18 protein-coding genes are annotated in these 22,439 nt (G+C 59.0%); 11 read left to right on the forward strand and 7 right to left on the reverse strand.

All coding sequences use genetic code 11. The features are described from left to right. Window positions 1–15: 15 nt before the first annotated feature. Together TU79_RS23020 and TU79_RS23025 are read left to right on the forward strand one after the other, a co-directional pair. Complete coding sequence (locus TU79_RS23020) at window positions 16–1,734, forward strand: C13 family peptidase (RefSeq protein WP_057010139.1); 1,719 nt, start codon at window positions 16–18, stop codon at window positions 1,732–1,734. 29 nt (window positions 1,735–1,763) lie between these two features. Beyond that, window positions 1,764–2,405, forward strand: coding sequence for an oxidoreductase (locus TU79_RS23025; protein WP_057010140.1), 642 nt, complete (start codon window positions 1,764–1,766; stop codon window positions 2,403–2,405). A gap of 237 nt (window positions 2,406–2,642) precedes the next feature. On the opposite strand, the gene TU79_RS23030 is transcribed toward TU79_RS23025, so the two are convergent. The 7 genes from TU79_RS23030 to TU79_RS23060 all read right to left on the reverse strand — a co-directional run bounded on the left by TU79_RS23030 (window position 2,643) and on the right by TU79_RS23060 (window position 12,661). Beyond that, window positions 2,643–2,927 carry a YceK/YidQ family lipoprotein gene (locus tag TU79_RS23030; protein ID WP_057010141.1) on the reverse strand — a complete coding sequence of 95 codons (285 nt, stop codon included), beginning with the start codon at window positions 2,925–2,927 and terminating at the stop codon, window positions 2,643–2,645. Further along, on the reverse strand, window positions 2,920–3,549 hold the full coding sequence (gene ubiX, locus TU79_RS23035; protein WP_057010142.1) for a flavin prenyltransferase UbiX: 630 nt from the start codon (window positions 3,547–3,549) through the stop codon (window positions 2,920–2,922). Before ubiX ends, TU79_RS23030 begins: the two co-directional genes overlap by 8 nt. After that, window positions 3,546–4,895, reverse strand: coding sequence for a UDP-N-acetylmuramate:L-alanyl-gamma-D-glutamyl-meso-diaminopimelate ligase (gene mpl / locus TU79_RS23040; RefSeq protein ID WP_057010143.1), 1,350 nt, complete (start codon window positions 4,893–4,895; stop codon window positions 3,546–3,548). Before mpl ends, ubiX begins: the two co-directional genes overlap by 4 nt. A 112-nt stretch (window positions 4,896–5,007) precedes the next feature. Continuing rightward, on the reverse strand, window positions 5,008–5,715 hold the full coding sequence (locus TU79_RS23045) for a hypothetical protein (RefSeq protein ID WP_231986876.1): 708 nt from the start codon (window positions 5,713–5,715) through the stop codon (window positions 5,008–5,010). 517 nt (window positions 5,716–6,232) lie between these two features. Beyond that, window positions 6,233–9,184: a hypothetical protein gene (locus TU79_RS23050; RefSeq protein ID WP_139136754.1), complete on the reverse strand. Its 2,952-nt coding sequence runs from the start codon at window positions 9,182–9,184 to the stop codon at window positions 6,233–6,235. Between the two features lie 191 nt (window positions 9,185–9,375). Continuing rightward, window positions 9,376–10,554: an NHL repeat-containing protein gene (locus TU79_RS23055; RefSeq protein ID WP_139136755.1), complete on the reverse strand. Its 1,179-nt coding sequence runs from the start codon at window positions 10,552–10,554 to the stop codon at window positions 9,376–9,378. A gap of 229 nt (window positions 10,555–10,783) precedes the next feature. Beyond that, window positions 10,784–12,661: a sigma-54-dependent Fis family transcriptional regulator gene (locus TU79_RS23060; protein WP_057010146.1), complete on the reverse strand. Its 1,878-nt coding sequence runs from the start codon at window positions 12,659–12,661 to the stop codon at window positions 10,784–10,786. A 259-nt stretch (window positions 12,662–12,920) separates the two neighbouring features. Here TU79_RS23060 and exaC point away from each other — a divergent pair, with 259 nt between their 5' ends. The 9 genes from exaC (at window position 12,921) to TU79_RS23105 (ending at window position 22,209) form a co-directional block, all read left to right on the forward strand. Beyond that, the gene (exaC, locus tag TU79_RS23065; protein WP_057010147.1) at window positions 12,921–14,441 is read left to right on the forward strand and encodes an acetaldehyde dehydrogenase ExaC; all 1,521 of its coding nucleotides are present in this window, start codon (window positions 12,921–12,923) and stop codon (window positions 14,439–14,441) included. Window positions 14,442–14,638: 197 nt separating this feature from the next. After that, window positions 14,639–16,072 (forward strand): ethanolamine permease, encoded by a 1,434-nt coding sequence (gene eat / locus TU79_RS23070; protein WP_057010148.1) that lies wholly within the window; start codon window positions 14,639–14,641, stop codon window positions 16,070–16,072. A 52-nt stretch (window positions 16,073–16,124) separates the two neighbouring features. Next, entirely contained in the window at window positions 16,125–17,519 is a 1,395-nt protein-coding gene (locus TU79_RS23075; RefSeq protein ID WP_057010149.1) for an ethanolamine ammonia-lyase subunit EutB, read from the forward strand. After that, complete coding sequence (eutC, locus tag TU79_RS23080) at window positions 17,516–18,349, forward strand: ethanolamine ammonia-lyase subunit EutC (protein WP_057010150.1); 834 nt, start codon at window positions 17,516–17,518, stop codon at window positions 18,347–18,349. Before TU79_RS23075 ends, eutC begins: the two co-directional genes overlap by 4 nt. Before the next feature lie 90 nt (window positions 18,350–18,439). Then, window positions 18,440–18,898, forward strand: coding sequence for a GNAT family N-acetyltransferase (locus TU79_RS23085; protein WP_057010151.1), 459 nt, complete (start codon window positions 18,440–18,442; stop codon window positions 18,896–18,898). Between the two features lie 211 nt (window positions 18,899–19,109). Beyond that, complete coding sequence (locus TU79_RS23090) at window positions 19,110–19,766, forward strand: DedA family protein (protein ID WP_003237086.1); 657 nt, start codon at window positions 19,110–19,112, stop codon at window positions 19,764–19,766. 6 nt (window positions 19,767–19,772) lie between these two features. Further along, entirely contained in the window at window positions 19,773–20,588 is an 816-nt protein-coding gene (locus TU79_RS23095) for a M90 family metallopeptidase (RefSeq protein WP_057010152.1), read from the forward strand. Between the two features lie 109 nt (window positions 20,589–20,697). After that, complete coding sequence (gene ppa / locus TU79_RS23100; protein WP_003237090.1) at window positions 20,698–21,225, forward strand: inorganic diphosphatase; 528 nt, start codon at window positions 20,698–20,700, stop codon at window positions 21,223–21,225. 207 nt (window positions 21,226–21,432) lie between these two features. Beyond that, complete coding sequence (locus tag TU79_RS23105; protein WP_057010153.1) at window positions 21,433–22,209, forward strand: LexA family transcriptional regulator; 777 nt, start codon at window positions 21,433–21,435, stop codon at window positions 22,207–22,209. The last annotated feature ends 230 nt before the right edge of the window (window positions 22,210–22,439 follow it).

The raw sequence follows: 22,439 nt of genomic DNA on the forward strand, positions 1-22,439 counted from the left end.
TATCCGGATCCCGCTATGCGCCCACTCGCCCCCCTTGCCCTCGCCCTGTTGCTCACCGCCTGCGGAGACGGCGAATCGCTGTTGCCGCCCGATGCGCGCCTGCCCGATGGGGGCCGCTACCGTGGCGATGTGGTCAATGGCCTGCTGCAGGGCCAGGGCCGCGTCGACTACCCCAACGGCAGCTGGTATGCCGGCGCGTTCGACAAGGGCCAGTGGCACGGCCAGGGCGAATGGCATGGCAGCAACGGCGAAGTCTATAAGGGCGAGTTCCAGCAGGGCCTGTTCGATGGCCAGGGCAACCTGACCACTGCTGGCAGCCAATACGTGGGCGGCTTCAAGAACGGTCGCCGCAACGGCGAAGGCACCCTCAAAGAGGGGCAGATGACCTATCGCGGCGAATTTCTCGACGACCAGTACTCAGGCCTCGGTCGCCTGGAGCTGGCCGACGGCAGCCAGTATCAGGGCCAGTTCGCCCACGGCAAGCCGAACGGCGAAGGCCAGCGCAACGACGACAGCGGCAACCAGTTCAGCGGCCGTTTTGTCGACGGTCAGCTGGAAGGCAACGGCACGTTCAACAGCGCCGACGGCGACATCTATGTAGGCCAGTTCAAACAGAACCAGCTCAACGGCAAGGGCCGCTACGAAAACGCCGACGGCGATGTGTGGATCGGCGAATTCAAGGAAGGCGCACTGAGCGGTAAGGGCGAGTTGATCGGCGTGGACGGCAGCCACTATGTGGGCCAGTTCAGCGATTGGCGCTTTACCGGCGAAGGCCGTCTGAACCTCACGGACGGCAGCTTCTATATCGGCGGGTTCGACAGCGACAATTATCAAGGTCGCGGCACGCTGGTGCTCGCCGACGGTAACGTGCAGGCCGGCACCTGGGTCAACGGCCTGCGCGTGCGTGACGCCGACGGCAAGCTGCTGCCCGACCCGCTGGAAATCGGCGTGCTCGCCCAGGGTCGTTTGCTCAACGAGGCGCTGGCCGCTGTGCCCGCCTCCACCCCTGCCGTGGAGCTGTACACCCTGGCCGTGGCCGGCGACGGCAAGCAAAGCGTGTTCCTGCGCGAAGCCGATTACGTCAGCAACATGCTCGCCACGCGTTTCGGCGCCCGTGGGCAGATACGCCTGGTCAACCATCGCGACCACATCACTGACCGCCCCCTGGCCACCCGCGAAAGTCTGCGCCGCGCAGTGCAGACCCTGGCCGAACGCAGCGGGCCGGAAGACCTGGTGTTTATCTACCTGACCAGCCACGGCACCCACGAACATGAACTGGTGCTGGACCAGCCGCGCATGGAGCTGGCCGACCTGCCCGCCGACGAGCTGGCCGCCGTGCTCACCCCGTTGCAAAACCGCGACAAGATCATCGTGATTTCCGCCTGCTATTCCGGCGGCTTCATTCCGGCGCTGAAAGATGAACACACGCTGATCATGACCGCCTCACGAGCTGATCGCGTGTCGTTCGGTTGTTCCGAGGAAGCCGACTTCACCTACTTCGGCGATGCTCTTTTCGCACAGGCTTTCAACCAGACCGACGACTTGCAGCAAGCCTTCAAACTGGCGCAACTGCACGTGACCGAGCGCGAGCAGGCGGACAACTTCGAAGCCTCCGAACCGCAGATCTGGGCGCCCAAGGGGGTGATCGCCCACTGGCAACTCTTACGCAAACAGCAGGCACGAAAGGCGCTCGAAAGCGTCTCAATGAATAGCAAGGAAGCCAAAGGCAACTAAGCTGTACTGTGTAATAAGGGGGAAACACCATGTATCTGACACCTCAGCATATCCTGCTCGCGGGCGCCTCGGGCCTCACCGGCGAACACCTGCTGGACCGCCTGCTCAACGAACCCACCGTCAGCCGCGTACTGGCGCCGAGTCGCAAACCACTGGCCAAACACCCGCACCTGGAAAACCCGGTGGGCGAACCGGCAGTGGTTCTGCCACAGCTGAGCGGCCAGGTGGATATCGCCTTCTGCTGCCTGGGCACCACCCTCAAGAAAGCCGGCTCCGAAGCCGCATTCCGCGCCGTCGACCTGGACCTGGTCGTGGCGTTTGCCAACCGCGCGCGGGAACTGGGCGCGCGGCACCTGATCGTGATCAGCGCGATTGGCGCCGACCCGAAATCCTCGGTGTTCTACAACCGTGTCAAAGGCGAAATGGAACAGGCGTTGAAGGCGCAGGACTGGCCGCAACTGACCATCGTGCGGCCGTCGCTGTTGCTGGGCGACCGACTGGAACCGCGTCTGGCCGAACAACTGGCCGGGCCGTTGTCGCGCTTGATTCCAGGCAAGTACCACGGCATCGAAGTGTGCGACCTCGCCCGGGCGATGTGGCGCCTGGCCCTGGAAGAGCAGAATGGGGTGCGGGTGGTGGAGTCGGATGAGTTGCGCAAGCTCGGCAAGTAACCCCTCTTATCAACACAAAATAACGTGTTGATTTAATCAGGCAGCCACATTCCCGTGGCGAGCGGGCTTGCCCCGCGTTGGGGTGCGAAGCAGCCCCCAATCAAGGACAACGCGGTGTATCTGACACTACGCAGCGCATGGTTTTGGGGCTGCTGCGCAGCCCAACGCGGGGCAAGCCCGCTCGCCACAAAAAGCCCGCTCGCCACAACAAACCATTCGCCACAGAGGCTCCAATTATTAGAGACCGCCCGTCGCGTTGAACCCCACGCCCAACACCGTCAACACCGAGAGCGGCAATAACAGCGTATCGAGTAATGCGCTGGCTGGCAGGTCCACATGAGGGTAGCGCGGCGCCTCAGCCCCGAACTTGTCCTTGGCACAGCAGCCGCCGTCAATCGCGTACAGGTCCAGGCGTGTGCCGGCATACACCACCGGCGCGCCGGGCTGCGCCGCATCCAGCGTGCGTGCGGTGGCGCAGCCGGCCAGTTGCAGCGCCAACACCAGCAGCAGCGCCTTATTCATCGCTGCTCAAATGGTGCTCGCCCCAGCGCGGCAGCATGTCCTGGGGAATATTGAGCAGGTTGAGAATACGCGCCACCACGAAGTCCACCAGGTCGTCGATGGTCTGCGGCTGGTGGTAGAAGCCTGGCGACGCGGGCAGGATGGTCACGCCCATGTTCGACAACTTGAGCATGTGCTCCAGGTGAATGCTCGAGTAGGGCGCCTCACGCGGCACCAGAATCAACTGGCGACGCTCCTTGAGCGTCACATCCGCCGCCCGCTCGATCAGGTTGTTGCAGGCACCGGTGGCAATCGCCGACAACGTACCGGTGGAGCACGGCACCACCACCATCGCCGCAGGCGCGCCAGAACCCGAGGCCACGGGAGACATCCAGTCCTCCTTGCCGTAGACCTTGATCTGCCCCGCCGCCGCACCGGTGTATTCGGTAAGGAACGCCTGCATTGTCTGCGTCTTGACCGGCAACGACACATCGGTCTCGGTGGCCAGCACCAATTGCGCAGCCTTGGAGATCAAAAAGTGCACCTCGCGCTCTTCACGCACCAGGCAATCGAGCAGGCGCAGGCCGTAGGGCGCGCCCGAGGCGCCGGTCATTGCCAGCGTAACGCGTTCCGGGCCGCTCATTTCAGCGCCTCGGCCAGCTTGCCGTGCAAGCCGCCGAAGCCGCCGTTGCTCATGACCACCACATGGGTGCCAGACCTTGCCTGCTGCTTGACGTGCTCGATGATGCCTTCGATGGAGTCGCAGACGGTCGACGGCACGGTGCACAGCGCGGCAATCGCCGGCAGGTCCCAACCGAGACTGGCAGGTGCATACCAGACCACCTCGTCGGCATCGTTGACGCTCTGCGGCAAGCCATCGCGGTGCGCGCCAAGCTTCATGGAATTGGAACGCGGCTCGACAATCGCGATGACCCGGGCATCACCGACCTGCTTGCGCAGGCCATCCAGGGTGGTGGCAATCGCCGTGGGGTGGTGGGCGAAGTCGTCGTAAATGGTAATCCCGTTCACCTCGGCGACTTTTTCCATACGGCGCTTCACACTTTTGAACGCGCTCAACGCCGCGATACCCATGGCGGGCACCACGCCCACATGCCGCGCGGCGGCCAGGGTGACCAAGGCATTGGCGACGTTATGCTGGCCGGTCATGTCCCACGCAACGATGCCCTGGGCCTGGCCTTCAAACAGCACTTCAAAGCGCGAGCCGTCTTCGCTCAGCAGCCTGGCCTGCCACTGCCCGCTGGCGCCGGTGGTCTGCACCGGGGTCCAGCAGCCCATGTCGATCACGCGCTGCAGCGCAGGCTCTGTGGTCGGGTGGATTACCAGGCCTTCGCTGGGAATGGTGCGCACCAGGTGGTGGAATTGCCGCTCGATGGCCGGCAAGTCCGGGAAGATGTCGGCGTGATCGAACTCAAGGTTGTTGAGAATCGCCGTACGCGGACGGTAGTGGACGAACTTGGAACGCTTGTCGAAAAAGGCGCTGTCGTATTCGTCCGCCTCGATCACGAAGAACGGCGTGTCGCCCAGGCGGGCCGACACCGAAAAATTCTGCGGCACGCCGCCGATCAAAAAGCCCGGACTCATGTCGGCATGCTCCAGCACCCAGGCGAGCATGCTGCTGGTGGTGGTCTTGCCGTGGGTGCCAGCCACCGCCAGCACCCAACGGCCTTCCAGTACATGGTCGGCCAGCCATTGCGGGCCGGAAACATACGCGAGCCCCTTGTTGAGCACGTACTCGACTGCCGGGTTGCCACGGGACATGGCATTGCCGATCACTACCAGGTCCGGCACGGGGTCGAATTGCGAGGGGTCGTAGCCTTGGGTCAATTCAATGCCCTGGGCTTGCAGTTGCGTGCTCATGGGCGGGTAGACGTTGGCGTCGGAGCCGGTGACGTGATGACCCAGTTCTTTGGCGAGTACCGCCATCGAGCCCATGAATGTGCCGCAAATACCAAGAATATGAATGTGCATGGTTGACCTCTTGAACATCGAGGCAGGTTAGCGCAGGGAGGGGGAAATCGCACCTGTTATGCGGAGGGCCGCCGAACGATGAATGCTGGCGCGCTTCGCTCGGCGGGCCTGCTCAAACGGTGGCTGACGCTTCGGCTTTAAGCTCCTGCGCTTTCATTGCCGCGAGGAAACGGAGTTTTTCATAGGCTGCAGCCAGGGGGGTGAACTTCCTTTCAATCAGATCAAGGCGCTCTTTTGCACCTTCAGGTGTTTTTTCTCCGGGTCTATACGGTTTGAAAACAAGGCCGTTCTGCCGCGCGGCTTTTTTGAAATGTTGTTCGCACAGCCTCAATAACTTTTCGAGGTTGCCCAGGCGTCCGACGTCATCACTTGGCCAACTCGCACTTTTGGTAAATACACTGCTGGTGTCGCCCAGCATGAACATGACAGCCGAGGCCATGCCGAGCAGCTTTACCTCGAAGTCTTCCAGGCGCGCACTGAAGGAGGCTGTCGTGGTGGAGTTTGCAGCCTCAGACTGAAGAGGCGTCCCCGTCCTGGGCTGACTGGCAGCTCCCGGCAAGAAAGGCGGCGGCAACACGCCAGGTGCGTATGAAGACTTGATCGCCTCCCCGGCGGCGACGGAGCCGGCATAGGCCGCTACGTTGATCGGCGCGCTGACAACGCCAGTGATTCCAGCACTTATAAACGCATCACGCGCCACCCGGCTGGCGTTGGGCCCGGTCGACACCACACCTGCCTTGATCAGGCTCTCTGCGTCGATAAGCCGCTTGGCGGCCTCAGCCACACTGAGCGGCGCTTGCCTACGCAAGTTCGCCATCATTACTTCGTCATTTGCCTTGATTTTATTGGCGATAATGACCGTCTTTCCTGCATCCCTGAAGCCGTTTCCCGAAGGTCTCGGAGCGGGACCGGGTTGAGACCTGGCCGGGGGTGCCGACTTGGGCCTGGGCGGGGGCGCGGAGACCGACACGGTATCTGGAAGGCTGGCGGGTCTAGCCGATCTTCGCCCGAAAAGCCCGCCCAAGCCAAAGCCTGCGCTTTTAATACCCCGCTTGCTACGCGCCAAAGGTTGATCCAAATGATCAGGCTCATGGGACTTGGGTTGCACAGGGGAGTAATCGACGCAATCAGGTTGCACAGGAATAACAGGAACAGGGGAATTTATAATGATCATCATGTTCGCTCGCGTGAGTTTTATTGTGTGAATCGCTCTTAACAGCTGCCCTGTTTGAGTGGGCAGTTGGGCGGGAGCAGTTCCGGGGTGAAAGGCCCACGTAACAGGTATGACAATTCTTTTTTAATCATGAAAGCAGTCTTTACCCGACAAGCGCAAAGTGCTAACTCCCACTTCCTTGCATGACTCTAACCCGCGTGAGTGTCTTGCGTAGGGCATCAATTCGTTCTTCAATGGCCTCTACTCGGTCCTGTAATTCAGCGTAACGGTAATTGACATCATCGTGCGGGTTATAGGGTTTACAAAAAACCTCATAAGCTTCAGCAATTTGCACAGTGCGATCTTCGAGCCTATCCAGTGCTGCTTCTAATTGATCTGCGTATTTATGAATATCGGCATGCGCTATCTTGATCGGAGCCTCCGCGAGGAATCCACACTCAATAGTCAACTCATCCAGTTCAGTGATATACCGTGAAGCGCTGTCGAAACGGGACAACAGGGATGGATCGATAAAACTCGGCGCTGGCGGAACGTCCGACACTTTCACGTCGGCGGGATCGAATGTTACGCCGTGGGCAGGCTCACGCCCGTAGTGTCTCACCAACGCTTTCTCGACAAAAACCGACGTTCCAGAAAAACCAACCTGGGTGACGGTATCAAGCGCCGTAGACGCAAGAGGACTGATACGGCTGGAAACCGATTTGGAAATAAAACCTTTTAACGGTTCACCGTAGAAAGTCTGAGTGGCAATGTCGAAGGCATACCATTTACCATTCAGTTCAATAGCCATAACCGCTACAGCTTCCCCATGAACGCCCAAAGGACGATAAATACCTTCTGCAATATTATCTTTTTGTGCCCATCGAGAAGGCGTAAAACTACCCTGCCCTGCATGTAGACTAGTTAGTTTTTTAAAGCCCGCCTTACCCAGTTTAAAAACACCACGACCGACATCGTAAACCCCCGCAAGAGGATTGACAGATTGAACACCTGCTTTAGCGAACCCTTTAATGAAGCCGAGCGCCGAACCTACGCCGCTTTTAACACCCAGTCTGACGCCCTGTATACCGCCTTTCAGAACCGGCACAAAAAAACCAAATACGTCCAGGAGAGCGTTAAAAAAGCCCTCTGCCGGTCGGCCATCAATAAAGCTGCGAACGGCACTGTAGAAAGGAACAAGTCCTAAAAAAAACTGATTGACGGCATTTGAAAGGTGCTCCTCGCGCTCTTGTTCTGTCGTGCCATTGGCCATTACTTTTGCTTCTTGCAAACCTCGGGTGTAGTAGGCACCGATAGCGGCGGCCAGTTGACCGGAATTGGGCGAGGTGAAGGTGTCAGGTGGCGTCACGGGATAAGGTTTGGATGTGCCGGCTTGCAGAGACCGCGAGGGATATATAGAAAGAGCGGCAAAGTCTATTGGGTTTTCCTCTGGCCAAGGCGTGCCTAGAGCCTGCCACAAAATGGTAACCGCTGGCTCTTTGCCCTCCGGTGAATCGGGCCGCGGTATGGAGAAATACAACCGGCTGCCTGGAAACTGCAAGCCAGGCCTGGATGGATCAGCATCCTTGATAATTCGCCCCTGGGCCGGCGAATACAGATAGTGACAAACCTTCCCATCAAGATCTGCCCTGAAGAGTATCGCGCCACTGTTTATATACGTGTGTATTTTATGATCGGGGTTCACGGGAGCTTGATGCCTGTCGGGAACGCCCAGCTTGAAGGTAGTGACCTTACCGTATTCAATCAGCCGCCGGTCCTCTGCGGGCAGCAGTGATAGCTGATATTTGAACTGCGCATTAAATGCACCGCTCAGACCTTGAATATAGTCGTTGAATTTATTTTCAAACTCTCTTTTTATATTCTTGAGTTTCGGTAGACCTACATTAACTTTCACCGTATCAAAGTCAGCATCGCTGGATATCCAAAAATGCTTGCCGAGGTCGCCTGACATATAAATATCCAATAATGAATATGCCTTCCGACCGGGAGAGCCAGGAACGGTATCTGCCAGCAAGCGCTGCTCAAAAAAATGCTGATTTTCAATTCCATACACACGCCGCAACTCAGTAAGCGCCAACTCCCGGCGGGTTGGCATTGGCGTGCTTAGCGCGGTGACCGAGTCGGCCAAAATTTCATGCTGTGCCTGCATTGCATCGACTGCACGCTCGATGTCCGCGGCGGAATACGCATCATCGCTGTTTTCAAGGATGACGCCGTTTGCGATAGCCCAGTCGATTACGGCTGTCATCTGAGCGAATTGCTGCTGGCGTTTTTCAGCAACCGACACGGGCTCTATCTCATCGAGCGCCATAACCGCGCAATAGCTCATTGAAGCCGCTGATCCAGGCTGACCGGCCTCTATACGGGCCACAGCCGCACTGAAAGTTGCCCACTGATGAGAACCGTACACCAGGGTCGACGGTAAATCCTTTACTAAAAATTCAGGGCCTGAGACCGACAATAGTAAAAAAACTGCGACCTTAGCTATTGCCTCTCCAAACCTTGGAGTCAGGTAGCTTTCGAAGTGTTTGACGATATCAGGAGCACTCCGCCCCCAATTACTCTGCTGACGTAGCGAATACGAAGCCAAACTATTGCGCTGCTGCCCACCGGCGGGGTCCACATCCAACAACACAGCAGTTAACAGCGCTTCATAGGCGCTGGTCGACGCGGGCATTGCCTCATTACTTTTCTGAAGCAACGCGCCCAACGCCTGCCCTTGCGCAGAGTCGAGGATGGCGTTCAGTATTTCGTCAGGTCCATGGGTATCGGACGTCAGATCGCGGGGAAGCGTACGCAACAGAAGTTCGATAATACTTCGCGGACCCTGCACATGATCTGAATGTATTTCTATTTGGCGTGCTTTCCATGCGTCGACTATCTGTTGACGTCTCGCCTGGTCTTCAGCAGCCAGCGACGCGCTCTTATTGAGCAACCCTGCGTCATGGTGCACACGCGAGGGCGAATAATTTTCTGCAGCTGTATGGCGTTTGGTGCGTACACGTGGATTTGGAAAACCGGAAAGATCATGACCGCTGGTGTCGCTGCTTTGAGACGGTACAGGCAAGGCTGTGATTTCTGGCGAACCCACCGAGGCCAAACTATTAATAGGCATAGGTTACCCACAACGCCGGCATCTGCGGCAATTTTATATTTTAGATGAAGCCCGCCACAGTGTTTCCCTTTGTGCCAGGCTTATTTTTGAGACCTGCCGACAAACCATCCTGATCGACCCTTGGCAATTAAAGTCCTCAATAAAACAATACACACACCTAGCGCAGCGTTGCCTTATCGGCTCAATGTCAATTACGCTGGCCGACGCAACTTCATTCCCTCTAGAACTTTACCTTGCGCTTTCTGCAAAGACTCAATCCTACTTTCCACTGCGACGAGACGGGCGTCTGCGCCGGCAAGCCCTTCAGCAGCTTTTACGGCAGGCAAATAAGCCTTGAAGTAGACCTCGTATTCATCCGCAACCTCCTTAGTGTGTAACTCCGCATGGTCCAACATATTTTCAAGGTTTTTGAGACGTGCAAGCGGTTCTGCTGGCCATTCCTGTTGAGGCAATAAAACCGAGCCCGTATCTCCATATTTGAGCAACATAGATTGATTTGTGACGCTAAAGGCAATAACCTGAGCCTCATTCATTCGTGGATAAAGTGCTTCTACATCAACATCTTCCTTGCTCTTCGTAAGTTCTACGGATGACTTTGCAATCGGCGTTGGCGGCGTCAAGGGCACAGGCAAGTATGCTGCTTTGATTTTTTCAGCGGCGGCGGTAGACCCAGCATAAGCGCCGATGTTGATTGGTGCGGAAACCAAACCAGTAACGGCGGCGCCAATAGCGGCATCGCGAGCAACGGCAGCGCCGGACGGTGACGTAGATATGATCCCGGCCTTGACCATTTTATCGGCATCGCTCATGCGAGTGACGACCTCCGCTATCGTCAATTTAGGTGCGGCTTCAGGAGCTGGAATTTCTCTCTGCCACGCTTTTACGCCTTTCAGCACAGAGGCCGGAAACAACTGTTCATGAGGTTCGTTATTACCCTTCGCTGCACTCGAAAGATCTCTAGCGACTTTGCCTTCCTTATCGAGCGGCCTCCCTATTTTATCAATTAGAATACCTTCTTTATTGACAAGCTTCCCGTCCTTGTCAATCAGCTGACCTTTAGGATCTACTAAACGTCCGTCACGATTTACCAAACGCCCCTGTGTATCAACAGGACGCCCGGCATCGTTGATGAGCCGCCCATAACTGTTGATTAAATGCCCATTTTCATTTATCAGGCGACCCTTATCATCGACCGCTTGACCCTGTCGATTGAGAAGTTGCCCGCGATCATTAATTCGCTGATTGCTTTCATTGATCAAGTAACCTTTCTTGTTGATCGCTTGCCCTTTGTCATTAAGCAACTGCCCCTGCCGATTCACCAACTTACCTTCATTATTGTAACGGCTGCCCGCAGGCGCATAGTCAGGCACTTTCTGTGGCACCCGGGGAATAACTGGAGACGGATAACGACGTATAGGATTTGTTCGAACGGGCATATAGCCACCTCATAATTAATTAACGTTAAGACTGCGACGAAACCCTTGGGCTTCTGTTAATTAAGTGGCGACACGCGCAAACCAGGTTCCTCACGAAAATATACAGAATCATTTATCGCAAACTAAAACCGCGACCACGCCAACTATTTAATTAATAAGCACACTACGCCGGACGCTTGATTTTATATTTAAGCGTTTTCCTATAGAGCGTATTTCGACTTATACCTAACTGCTTCGCGGTGCGCGTCATGTGCCAATGACATTGTTCAAGCGTCGATAACAATGCATGGTGCTCAGCCTCTTCAAGAGGCGATTCACAGTCTTTTTCAACAGGTGCGTGATGCAAGATCGAGGGCAGATCCAGCAATCCAATCCTGCCGTCATCACTAAGCGCTATCAGCGTGCTCAGTAAAGTGCGCAACTGACGCACATTGCCTGGCCAGGCATAGCCCAGCAGGGCCTGGCGTGCCGCCGGTTTGAGGCTGACCGTTTGCTCACCTGACTCCTGTGCCAGCAAAAAATCCAACACCTGTGATTTGTCAGCACGGTCACGCAACGCCGGCAGCCTCACCTCCAGGCCATTGAGCCGGTAGTACAAGTCCTCGCGAAAACTGCCCTCTTGCACACGCTCCAGCAGATTGCGGTGGGTGGCGCTGATGATTCTGACATCCACGGCCCGGGGTTCACCGCCGATGGGCACCACGATACGGTCCTCCAGCACTCTTAATAGACGGGTCTGCAGGGCAAGGGGCATATCGCCGATTTCATCCAGGAACAGCGTCCCACCATCGGCCTCTTGCAGTTTGCCCTGCATACCTTCCTTGCGCGCACCGGTGAAACTGCCGCCACGGTAGCCAAACAGTTCGCTTTCAATCAGGCTTTCCGGGATGGCGCCGCAGTTGATGGCGACGAATGCCTTATCGGCCCTTCGACTGGCCTGATGCACGGCCTTGGCGAAGGCCTCTTTACCGCAGCCGGTTTCGCCATTGATCAGCAGCGGTACGTCGCGCTCGAACACTTTGAGCGCCCTGCCAAAGTTCGCCTGCAACGCGGGATCACTCAGGCAAATACCCGGCACGCTTGGCACTTCTGGCTTGGCAGCGGCGGCTGGCACGCTACGCTGCTGACCACGCAAGGCAGCAAATAGATGACGGCCGTCACGGGTACGTAGCGGCCAGCTTGCGGTGGCATTGGCGCTTGCGCGCCCAAGCAATTGGTCAAGCGTACAGTCGAACAACGCTTCCACCGGCTGCCCGAGCAAACCGCCGCGTGCTTGGCCAAGCAGGTTCAGGGCACTTTGATTGGCCGCGCAGATACGCCCATCGCCATCGAACGCCAGCAGTCCTTCACTGAACAGGCCCACCGACTCGGCCTGCAGATGAAAACGCAGCAACCAGTGATGCTCAAAATGACGCAGGAAGTAACAGCTCTCAATCATCTTGGCCGACAGGTTCACCAGCGCCATTGTGTGGAACTGGCTCTGGCGCGACACCGCTTCACGTGCCGATGACACATCCAGCACTGCCAGCAATTCGCCATGAGGGTCGAACACCGGGCTCGCCGAGCAGGTCAGCCCGGTGTGACGTCCGCGAAAATGCTCATCGCGATGAATCGTCACGGACTGGCGCTCCACCAGGCAAGTGCCGATGCCATTGGTGCCTTCGCACGCCTCGCTCCAATCGGCACCGAGCCACAGCCCGGCGCGCTCGAAAATCCTGCGCTCGGACGGCGCGGTGACACAATTGAGGATCAACCCGCGCGCATCCGTCAACAGCACCGCATGGCCGGCGCCGGAGAGTTGCTGATGCAGGCTGTGCATCTCGCTGCCGGCGATGTGCAGCACCTGTTGCAGACGCTCGCGGCTTTCCTGCAGGCGGCCGTGTTCGAGCACCGTGGGGGCAATGGTCTGTGCGGGGTCGAGGTGGTAGTCCTCCAGGCAGCGCAGCCAGGAGCGCGCGATGGAGGGATCACTGGACGGGTCGCGGCCACGGGCCACGGTGATGACTTGTCGGGCATGGCGACTGAAATGATCGTTGCGCATTTTTATTGTTCTCCCTGCGTGAGAACGGCCAGCATCCCCCAGCCATCCAGTCAATGCAATCGCGCGCCCGTCGGGTGTACCGTTTATGGCACAAACTGTCACTTCGACTGTACCGCCTGCGTGACGGCAACGGTTTGCAACAAACGCCAACCCCTTGATTTACCTGGCCCGCCACGCGCTGGCCCGACCTTTGCTCTACGCTTTATCACGCGCGACATCGCTGTACTCCAATAAACATAAAAGTCAGGAGATACCCACCATGCGTTATGCACACCCCGGTACTGAAGGCGCCATCGTTTCGTTCAAGGCCAAATACGGCAACTACATCGGCGGCGAATTCGTCGCGCCGGTCGATGGCAACTATTTCACCAACACTTCGCCGGTCAACGGCAAGCCGATTGCCGACTTTCCGCGCTCCACCGCCAAAGACATCGACAAGGCGCTGGACGCCGCCCACGCCGCCGCTGACGCCTGGGGCAAGACCTCGGCCCAGGACCGCTCGCTGGTGCTGCTGAAAATCGCCGACCGCATCGAACAGCACCTCGAACTGCTGGCCATCACCGAAACCTGGGACAACGGCAAGGCCGTGCGTGAAACCCTCAACGCCGACATTCCGCTGGCCGCCGACCACTTCCGCTACTTCGCCGGCTGCATCCGCGCCCAGGAAGGCAGCAGCGCTGAAATCAACGAACACACCGCCGCCTATCACTTCCATGAACCGTTGGGCGTGGTCGGGCAGATCATCCCGTGGAACTTCCCGTTGCTGATGGCCGCCTGGAAACTCGCGCCGGCCCTGGCCGCCGGTAACTGCGTGGTGCTCAAGCCCGCCGAGCAAACACCGCTGGGCATCAACGTGCTGATGGAGCTGATCGGCGACCTGCTGCCACCGGGCGTGCTGAACGTGGTGCACGGGTTCGGCAAGGAAGCCGGCGAAGCCCTGGCCACCAGCAAGCGCATCGCCAAGATCGCCTTTACCGGCTCCACGCCGGTGGGCTCGCACATCATGCATGCGGCGGCCGAGAACATTATTCCGTCCACCGTCGAGCTGGGCGGCAAGTCGCCGAATATCTTCTTTGCCGACATCATGAAAGCCGAGCCGCAATTCATCGAGAAAGCCGCTGAAGGTCTGGTGCTGGCGTTCTTCAACCAGGGTGAGGTGTGCACCTGCCCATCCCGTGCGCTGGTGGAAGAGTCGATCTACGACGACTTCATGAAAGTGGTGATGAAAAAGGTCGAGTCGATCAAACGTGGCGACCCGCTGGACACCGACACCATGGTCGGCGCCCAGGCGTCCGAGCAACAGTTCGACAAAATTCTGTCCTACCTGGAAATCGCCAAGGGCGAAGGCGCCGAGCTGCTGACCGGTGGCAAGGTCGAGAAACTGGCGGGGGACATGGCCGGCGGCTATTACATCCAGCCGACGCTGCTCAAGGGCACCAACAAGATGCGTGTGTTCCAGGAAGAAATCTTCGGCCCGGTGGTGAGCATCACCACCTTCAAGGACGAAGCCGAAGCCCTGGCAATTGCCAACGACACCGAGTTCGGCCTGGGCGCTGGCCTGTGGACCCGCGATATCAACCGCGCGTATCGCATGGGCCGTGCGATCAAGGCGGGCCGCGTGTGGACCAACTGCTACCACCTGTACCCGGCGCATGCGGCATTTGGTGGTTACAAAAAGTCCGGCGTGGGCCGTGAGACCCACAAGATGATGTTGGATCACTACCAGCAGACCAAGAACTTGCTGGTGAGCTACGACATCAATCCGCTGGGCTTCTTCTGATGTTCTGACTGCAATGCAAGCCCCTGTGGGAGGGGGCTTGCTCCCGATTGCAGTGTGTCAGCCAATATGTAGGCCACTGACCCACCGCTATCCGGGAGCAAGCCCCCTCCCACACCTGGATCTCCACAGGTACTTGCGATGTGTATTCGGCCTATATAGGCCGAGTTAAAAACAATAAGAATGGAAGGTACTTCCTCATGTCCAGCGAACCCACTCGCTCCTCCGTCGACTTCGAAAACGTCGACAGCGACTACTTCCAACAACGCGAACTGAAAAAAGGCGCCGCCGGCTGGGTGCTGCTGGTCGGCCTGGGCGTTGCCTATGTGATTTCCGGCGACTACGCTGGCTGGAATTTCGGCCTGGCCCAGGGTGGCTGGGGCGGCATGTTCCTCGCCACATTGCTGATGGCCACCATGTACCTGTGCATGTGTTTTTCCCTGGCCGAGCTGTCTTCCATGATTCCTACCGCCGGTGGCGGCTACGGCTTTGCCCGCAGCGCCTTCGGCCCCTGGGGCGGGTTCCTTACCGGCACCGCCATCCTCATCGAATACGCCATTGCCCCCGCCGCCATCGCGGTGTTTATCGGCGCCTATTGCGAGTCGCTGTTCGGCATTGGCGGCTGGATGATTTACCTGGCGTTCTACATCCTCTTTATCGGCATCCATATCTTCGGCGTGGGCGAAGCGCTGAAGCTGATGTTTGTGATCACCGCCGTCGCCGCCATTGCCCTGGGCGTGTTTCTGGTGTCGATGGTGCCGCACTTCAGTGTCGCCAACCTGCTGGACATGCCGGTGACCGAAGCGCGAGGCGCCAGCAGCTTCCTGCCGTTCGGCTACGTCGGCGTGTGGGCGGCGATCCCTTATGCGATCTGGTTTTTCCTTGCGGTGGAAGGCGTGCCACTGGCCGCCGAAGAAACCCGCAACCCCAAGCGCGACCTGCCACGCGGCCTGATCGGCGCCATTGTGGTACTCACCAGTTTTGCCCTGTTGATTCTGGTGATTGCACCGGGCGGCGCCGGCACCTATGCGCTGGTCAAGTCCGGTAACCCATTGGTTGAGGCGCTGGCCCTGGCGTACGGCGGTTCGACCTGGATGGGCAGCTTCGTCAACCTGGTCGGGCTGGCAGGACTGATCGCGAGCTTTTTCTCGATCATCTATGCCTATTCCCGACAGATTTTTGCCTTGTCCCGTGCCGGCTACCTGCCGCGCAAGTTGTCCGAAACCAACAAGAGCAAGGCGCCGGTGCTGGCGCTGGTGATCCCCGGCATCATTGGCTTTGGCCTGTCGCTGACCGGCCAGGGCGACTTGCTGATCCTGGTGGCCGTGTTTGGCGCGACCATTTCCTACGTACTGATGATGGCCGCACACATCACCCTGCGCATTCGCCGCCCCAAAATGGACCGTCCGTACCGCACGCCGGGCGGCATCTTCACCTCGGGCGTGGCGCTGGTTCTGGCCTGCGTGGCCGTGGTGGCGGGCTTTCTGGTGGATCCACGGGTGGTGATTGGCGCCGCGATCATCTATGGAGTATTAATTGCTTACTTTGCTTTCTACAGCCGGCATCACTTGGTAGCAGGCACGCCCGAAGAAGAATTCGCGGCGATCCAGGCCGCAGAGGCCGCCTTGCACTGAACTGCCGTAAACCTCGACGCGGGCGCTGCCTGCGTCGCCAAGGAGACACTGTATGGCAAGTTTTTCCCACGCGGTGGGTGCGCAAACCTACCGCTTCGACAGCCTCAAGGACGTGATGGCCAAGGCCAGCCCGGCCCGTTCCGGTGACTTCCTCGCCGGTGTCGCCGCGCAGAACGACGGTGAACGGGTTGCCGCGCAAATGGCCCTGGCGAACATCCCGCTCAAGCACTTCCTCGAAGAAGCGCTGATCCCGTATGAACGCGACGAAGTCACCCGGTTGATCATCGACACCCACGACAAGCAGGCCTTTGCCGTGGTCAGCCACCTGACCGTGGGCGGCCTGCGCGACTGGCTGCTCAGCGATGCCGCCGACGAACATTCCCTGCGCGCCCTGGCGCCCGGGCTGACACCGGAAATGGCCGCTGCCGTGTCCAAGATCATGCGCGTGCAGGACCTGGTGCTGGTGGCGCAGAAGATCCGCGTGGTCACCCGCTTTCGCGGCACCATGGGCCTGCGCGGGCGCCTGTCGACGCGCCTGCAACCCAACCACCCCACCGACGAACCGGCGGGCATCGCCGCGAGCATCCTCGACGGCCTGCTCTACGGCAACGGCGACGCCATGATCGGCATCAACCCGGCCACCGACAGCACGGCCTCGATCTGCGCCATGCTGGAGATGCTCGACGCAATCATCCAGCGCTACGAAATTCCCACCCAGGCCTGCGTGCTGACCCACGTCACCACCTCCATCGAGGCCATCAACCGGGGCGTGCCGCTGGACCTGGTGTTTCAGTCGATTGCCGGCACCGAGGCGGCCAACGCCAGCTTCGGCATCAGCCTGAGCGTGCTGCAGGAAGGTTACGACGCCGGCTTGAGCCTCAAGCGCGGCACCCTGGGCCAGAACCTGATGTATTTCGAAACCGGCCAGGGCAGTGCGTTGTCCGCCAACGCGCACTTTGGCGTCGACCAGCAAACCTGCGAAACGCGTGCTTACGCGGTGGCGCGGCATTTCAAGCCGTTTCTGGTCAACACCGTGGTCGGTTTTATCGGGCCCGAGTACCTGTACAACGGCAAGCAGATCATCCGCGCCGGCCTTGAAGACCACTTCTGCGGCAAGTTGCTCGGCGTGCCCATGGGCTGCGACATCTGCTACACCAACCACGCCGAAGCCGACCAGGACGACATGGACACCCTGCTGACCCTGCTGGGCGTGGCCGGGATCAACTTCATCATGGGCATCCCCGGCTCCGACGACATCATGCTCAACTACCAGACCACCTCGTTCCACGATGCCCTGTACGCACGCCAAACATTAGGTTTAAAGCCAGCGCCGGAATTCGAACAGTGGCTGGCCAAAATGGGCATCTTTACCCAGGCCGATGGCAAGGTGCAGTTTGGCAACAGCCTGCCACCGGCGTTCCGCCACGCCCTGGCGCAACTCGGATGAAGGAGCCACCCGTGTCACTCGACCTGCCTGACAACCCGTGGCTGCAATTGCGCCGCCTCACCCCGGCGCGCATCGCTCTGGGCCGCACCGGCACCAGCCTGCCCACCAGTGCGCAGCTGGACTTTCAATTCGCCCACGCCCAGGCGCGGGATGCGGTACACCTGCCCTTCGATCACGCGGGTTTGAGCAGCCAGCTGGCCGAGCGCGGCCGCGACAGCCTGCTGCTGCACAGCGCAGCCAGCGACCGCCACAGCTACCTGCAACGGCCGGACCTGGGCCGACGTCTAAGTGATGAATCAGCCCAAAGCCTGCGCGATTACGCCGCAGCGAATCCCGGCGGCGTGGACCTGGCGGTGGTGGTGGCCGATGGTTTATCGGCGCTGGCGGTGCATAAACATACGTTGCCGTTTCTGACGCGCATGGAAGAACAGACCCGTGCCGAGGGGTGGTCCCTGTCGCCGGTTATCCTGGTGGAACAGGGCCGCGTGGCCGTGGCGGATGAGATCGGTCAGCTGCTCGGCGCCAAAATGACGGTCATTCTAATCGGCGAGCGGCCAGGGCTCAGTTCGCCGGACAGCCTGGGCCTGTATTTCACCTACAACCCCAAGGTTGGCCTCAACGACGCCAATCGCAACTGCATTTCCAATGTGCGCCTCGAAGGCCTGAGCTACGGCATGGCGGCTCATCGCCTGCTGTACTTGATGCGAGAGGCGTGTCGCCGGCAGCTGTCGGGGGTCAACCTCAAGGATGAGGCGCAGGTTCAAACCCTCGAATCCGACGATCCCGACCTGATCAAAGGAAACTTCCTGCTCAGCCCGCCCAGCGACTGATCGCGGCACGATTGCGCTTTTTCGCGTCCTTAGGCAGCATCAAGTCACGGCCGCTCCTGTGGTCATATCCTTTGGAAGTTGAGGCCTGGCATGCGGATTACTCAAGCGACCCTGGAACACCTGGACCTGTTGACCCCGCTGTTCGTCAAATACCGCGAATTCTACGGCGCGCTGCCGTTACCGGATTCGTCGCGGGGCTTTCTGGAAAAGCGCCTGCGCCGTAAAGAGTCGGTGATTTACCTGGCACTGGCCGATGACGACGACAAGCGGCTGCTGGGGTTCTGCCAGCTGTACCCGAGCTTTTCCTCGTTGTCGCTCAAGCGCGTGTGGATCCTCAACGACATCTATGTGGCCGAGGATGCGCGCCGGCAACTGGTGGCCGACAACCTGATGCGCACCGCGAAGAAAATGGCCAGGGATACCCACGCGGTGCGGCTGCGGGTGTCGACCAGCAGTGACAATGAAGTGGCGCAGAAGACGTATGAGTCCATAGGTTTTCGCGAAGACACCGAATTCAGGAATTACGTTCTGCCGATCAACGAAGACTGAGGCAAAAGCCCCCGCAGCGCCTATGTGGGAGTTCCCTCCCACGTTTGGAACCACGACACGCCCCGCTACAAAAGCCGCACGCTTTTCAGCGTTCAATCCGTATAATGCGGACCTTTCCAGGGTTGTAAGAAATGCGACAGTCACTTGTAGCCTTATTGCCCGAGCCTCCGCACAGGCCTGCCGAGTCGGGCCGTTCACACAGGTGCCATCCATGGATTTCAACCCGCTTGACCTGATCCTGCATCTCGACGTGTACCTCGACATGCTGGTAACCAACTACGGTCCGTGGATCTACGCCATTCTCTTCCTGGTCATTTTTTGCGAAACAGGCCTGGTGGTCATGCCCTTCCTGCCAGGTGACTCCCTGCTGTTTATTGCCGGCGCCGTCGCTGCCGGTGGCGGCATGGACCCGGTACTGCTCGGCGGCCTGTTGATGCTGGCTGCAATACTTGGCGACAGCACCAACTATGTCATCGGGCGAACCGCAGGAGAACGCCTGTTCAGCAACCCGAACTCGAAGATCTTCCGCCGCGACTACCTGCAAAAAACCCATGATTTCTACGACAAGCACGGCGGCAAAACCGTGACCCTGGCGCGCTTCCTGCCGATCCTGCGCACCTTTGCGCCGTTTGTGGCCGGCATCGCCAAAATGCCCTACCCGCGCTTCTTCGGGTTCAGCGTGCTGGGCACCATTCTCTGGGTGGGTGGCCTGGTAACCCTGGGCTACTTCTTCGGCAACGTGCCGTTTATCAAGAAGAACCTGTCGCTGCTGGTGGTGTTCATCATCCTGCTGTCGCTGGTGCCGATGATCATTGGCGTGTTCCGCAGCCGTTTCGGTCGCGCGTCCTCCGAAGCCAAGCCGCAGTAACCGGCCATGTGGTCCCTCAGCGCCTGGCGTCGCCGGCGCCTGCTGGCCCGGCACCCGGTCGCCGATGACACCTGGCAGCGGGTGCGCAGCTACCTGAGCTTCCTCGACGGCCTCACCGCCGAACAGGATCAGTGGTTGCGCGAAGCCTGCATCCTCTTCCTTGCCGACAAACACCTCACCGCCCTGCCCGGCGTCGACCTGCACCAGGAACAACGCCTGCTGCTCGCCGCCCAGGCGCAGTTGCCGCTGATGCACTTGGGCGATCTCGACTGGTACCAGGGCTTCCACGAAATCGTGCTGTACCCCGACGACTTCCTCAGTCCCCAGCGCCATCGTGATGCCAGTGGCGTGGAGCACGAGTGGGACGGCGAGCACAGCGGCGAAGCCTGGCAGCAGGGCCCGGTGATTCTCGCCTGGCCTGGGGTGCTGGCCAGCGGCAATTGGGAAGGCTACAACCTGGTGATCCACGAACTTGCTCACAAGCTCGACATGCTCACCGGCGACGCCAATGGCCTGCCGCCGCTGCACAACGACATGCGTGTGCAGGAATGGGCCAGCGCGATGCAAGACGCCTTCGATGACCTCAATCGCCAACTGGATGCCGACCCCGACGTCGAGACGCTTATCGACCCCTACGCGGCGGAAAACCCGGCGGAATTCTTCGCCGTCACCAGCGAATATTTTTTCAGTGCCCCGGATTTACTGGTCGACAGTTATCCAGAGGTGTACGCCCAACTCAGCCGTTTTTATCGCCAGGATCCCCTGGCCCGCCTGCGCCACCTGCAAGCCCACGACCCGCGCTACCAGCCGCCGGTTGAATGACCGTACGACGTCTGGCGCATGGCATCGGCGTCAGAATATGCCTATAATCGCCGCCACTTTTAGGCCAATCCGGCCATGTCATATGGCCAACTAACGGGGGCAACGCCCAATGAGCTACAGCAAGATTCCGGCTGGCAAAGACCTGCCGAACGACATCTACGTCGCCATCGAAATTCCGGCCAACCACGCGCCGATCAAATACGAAATCGACAAAGACAGCGACTGCCTGTTCGTTGACCGTTTCATGGCCACCCCGATGTTCTACCCGGCCAACTACGGTTTCATCCCCAACACCCTGGCCGACGACGGTGACCCCCTCGACGTGCTGGTCGTGACCCCTTACCCGGTTACGCCAGGCTCGGTTATCCGCGCCCGCCCGGTGGGCATCCTGAACATGACCGACGACGGCGGCGGCGACGCCAAGGTAATCGCGGTGCCACACGACAAGCTGTCCCAATTGTACGTGGACGTGAAGGAATACACCGACCTGCCACCCCTGTTGCTGGAGCAGATCAAACACTTCTTCGAGAACTACAAAGACCTCGAAAAAGGCAAATGGGTGAAGATTGAAGGCTGGGGCAATGCAGACGCCGCCCGCGCCGAGATCATGAAGTCGGTGGCGGCCTACAAAGGCTGATCCCTTCATTGCCTCGCACATAAAAAAGCCCCGATCATTCGGGGCTTTTTTATGGGCGCAACTAAACGTCAAGTTCAACTAACAGCAAACAGAGTTTAGAACGCCTATAAAGTTGAAAAATCAGGCCACAACCAAGTAAAAGCCTACAGGCGCAATTCAACGCATGGTTTATTTGATTAGTTTTCTTGGCCAGTAAACTCTGCGTTTATGAATACATCAGGTGATCGTTTAAAAGCACTATTAAGGGAAGTTCATCTTTCCGCCTCCGACTTCGCCAAGAACCGCGGCGTCACGCCCCAGCACGTGAACAACTGGTTCAAACGCGGCGTGCCCATGGGCCGACTCAACGAGATCGCAGAGCTGTTATGCGTCTCCAGCCGTTGGCTGCGCACTGGCACAGGCCCCAAACATCCTCCGGCCAACTTCCTGCTCGAAGGCCCGGGAACCACGAAAGGACTCACCTACGTCCGCGAGGAAAGCGGCAAATACCTGACAAACCCAGCCTGTCTCCCGGAAAAACTCGACGTGGAGCTCCCCCTCCACCCCACGTTCACCTCCACCGAGCGCATCCGCGTCTCCCTGCACACCCTTGACACCCTCAACGTAAACCCCGACCGCGCGGTAGGCGCCTACATGGTCGACAACAGCATGATCGACATCATCCAACAAGGCGCCACCCTCGCCATCGACCGAGGCCGCACCCAAATCATCGACGGCGAAATCTACGCCGTGGAGCACGACGGCATGCTGCGCATCAAATACCTCTACAACCGGCCCGGTGGCGGATTGCGGATGCGCAGCCACAATGCCGCCGAGCATCCGGATGAATACCTCACCTACGATGAGCGCTTCGAACAAAACTTCCTGATCGTAGGCTGGGTGTTCTGGTGGTCCACCCTGAATAACCGCCGCCCACCGGTACCGCTGGACGATCACTTATTGGGCTGGGAAGGCTCTAAATCGGACCCGGAGGTGGGCAACTGAGATAAATGTGGGTATCATCCGCCGCACATTTGGCAGGGGGTGGCTTTGCGCTATCTATCCTGCCTGGCGATGCGGAGGAGTTCCCGCGGATGCCCCTGCTATTCAGCCCGACGCGATGTGGGCTGAGCGATTTGAAGGCTGGTGAGGTTTGTCAGAAGCAAGCCGAAGCAGTCAGCGAGAAGCCGGCCACAAGCCGGCTTTTTAATGCCTGTAAAAAACCTCGCTCCAGC

The organism is Pseudomonas trivialis (genome assembly GCF_001439805.1).
In the GTDB taxonomy this organism is placed as follows: domain Bacteria; phylum Pseudomonadota; class Gammaproteobacteria; order Pseudomonadales; family Pseudomonadaceae; genus Aquipseudomonas; species Aquipseudomonas trivialis.

Excerpts from the sequence above, each read along its gene's own strand:
- TU79_RS23020 (WP_057010139.1), top strand. The coding sequence starts at position 16 with ATGCGCCCACTCGCCCCCCTTGCCCTCGCCCTGTTGCTCACCGCCTGC.
- TU79_RS23025 (WP_057010140.1), top strand. The coding sequence starts at position 1,764 with ATGTATCTGACACCTCAGCATATCCTGCTCGCGGGCGCCTCGGGCCTC.
- TU79_RS23030 (WP_057010141.1), bottom strand. The coding sequence starts at position 2,927 with ATGAATAAGGCGCTGCTGCTGGTGTTGGCGCTGCAACTGGCCGGCTGC.
- ubiX (WP_057010142.1), bottom strand. The coding sequence starts at position 3,549 with ATGAGCGGCCCGGAACGCGTTACGCTGGCAATGACCGGCGCCTCGGGC.
- mpl (WP_057010143.1), bottom strand. The coding sequence starts at position 4,895 with ATGCACATTCATATTCTTGGTATTTGCGGCACATTCATGGGCTCGATG.
- TU79_RS23045 (WP_231986876.1), bottom strand. The coding sequence starts at position 5,715 with ATGATGGCGAACTTGCGTAGGCAAGCGCCGCTCAGTGTGGCTGAGGCC.
- TU79_RS23050 (WP_139136754.1), bottom strand. The coding sequence starts at position 9,184 with ATGCCTATTAATAGTTTGGCCTCGGTGGGTTCGCCAGAAATCACAGCC.
- TU79_RS23060 (WP_057010146.1), bottom strand. The coding sequence starts at position 12,661 with ATGCGCAACGATCATTTCAGTCGCCATGCCCGACAAGTCATCACCGTG.
- exaC (WP_057010147.1), top strand. The coding sequence starts at position 12,921 with ATGCGTTATGCACACCCCGGTACTGAAGGCGCCATCGTTTCGTTCAAG.
- eat (WP_057010148.1), top strand. The coding sequence starts at position 14,639 with ATGTCCAGCGAACCCACTCGCTCCTCCGTCGACTTCGAAAACGTCGAC.
- TU79_RS23075 (WP_057010149.1), top strand. The coding sequence starts at position 16,125 with ATGGCAAGTTTTTCCCACGCGGTGGGTGCGCAAACCTACCGCTTCGAC.
- eutC (WP_057010150.1), top strand. The coding sequence starts at position 17,516 with ATGAAGGAGCCACCCGTGTCACTCGACCTGCCTGACAACCCGTGGCTG.
- TU79_RS23085 (WP_057010151.1), top strand. The coding sequence starts at position 18,440 with ATGCGGATTACTCAAGCGACCCTGGAACACCTGGACCTGTTGACCCCG.
- TU79_RS23090 (WP_003237086.1), top strand. The coding sequence starts at position 19,110 with ATGGATTTCAACCCGCTTGACCTGATCCTGCATCTCGACGTGTACCTC.
- TU79_RS23095 (WP_057010152.1), top strand. The coding sequence starts at position 19,773 with ATGTGGTCCCTCAGCGCCTGGCGTCGCCGGCGCCTGCTGGCCCGGCAC.
- ppa (WP_003237090.1), top strand. The coding sequence starts at position 20,698 with ATGAGCTACAGCAAGATTCCGGCTGGCAAAGACCTGCCGAACGACATC.
- TU79_RS23105 (WP_057010153.1), top strand. The coding sequence starts at position 21,433 with ATGAATACATCAGGTGATCGTTTAAAAGCACTATTAAGGGAAGTTCAT.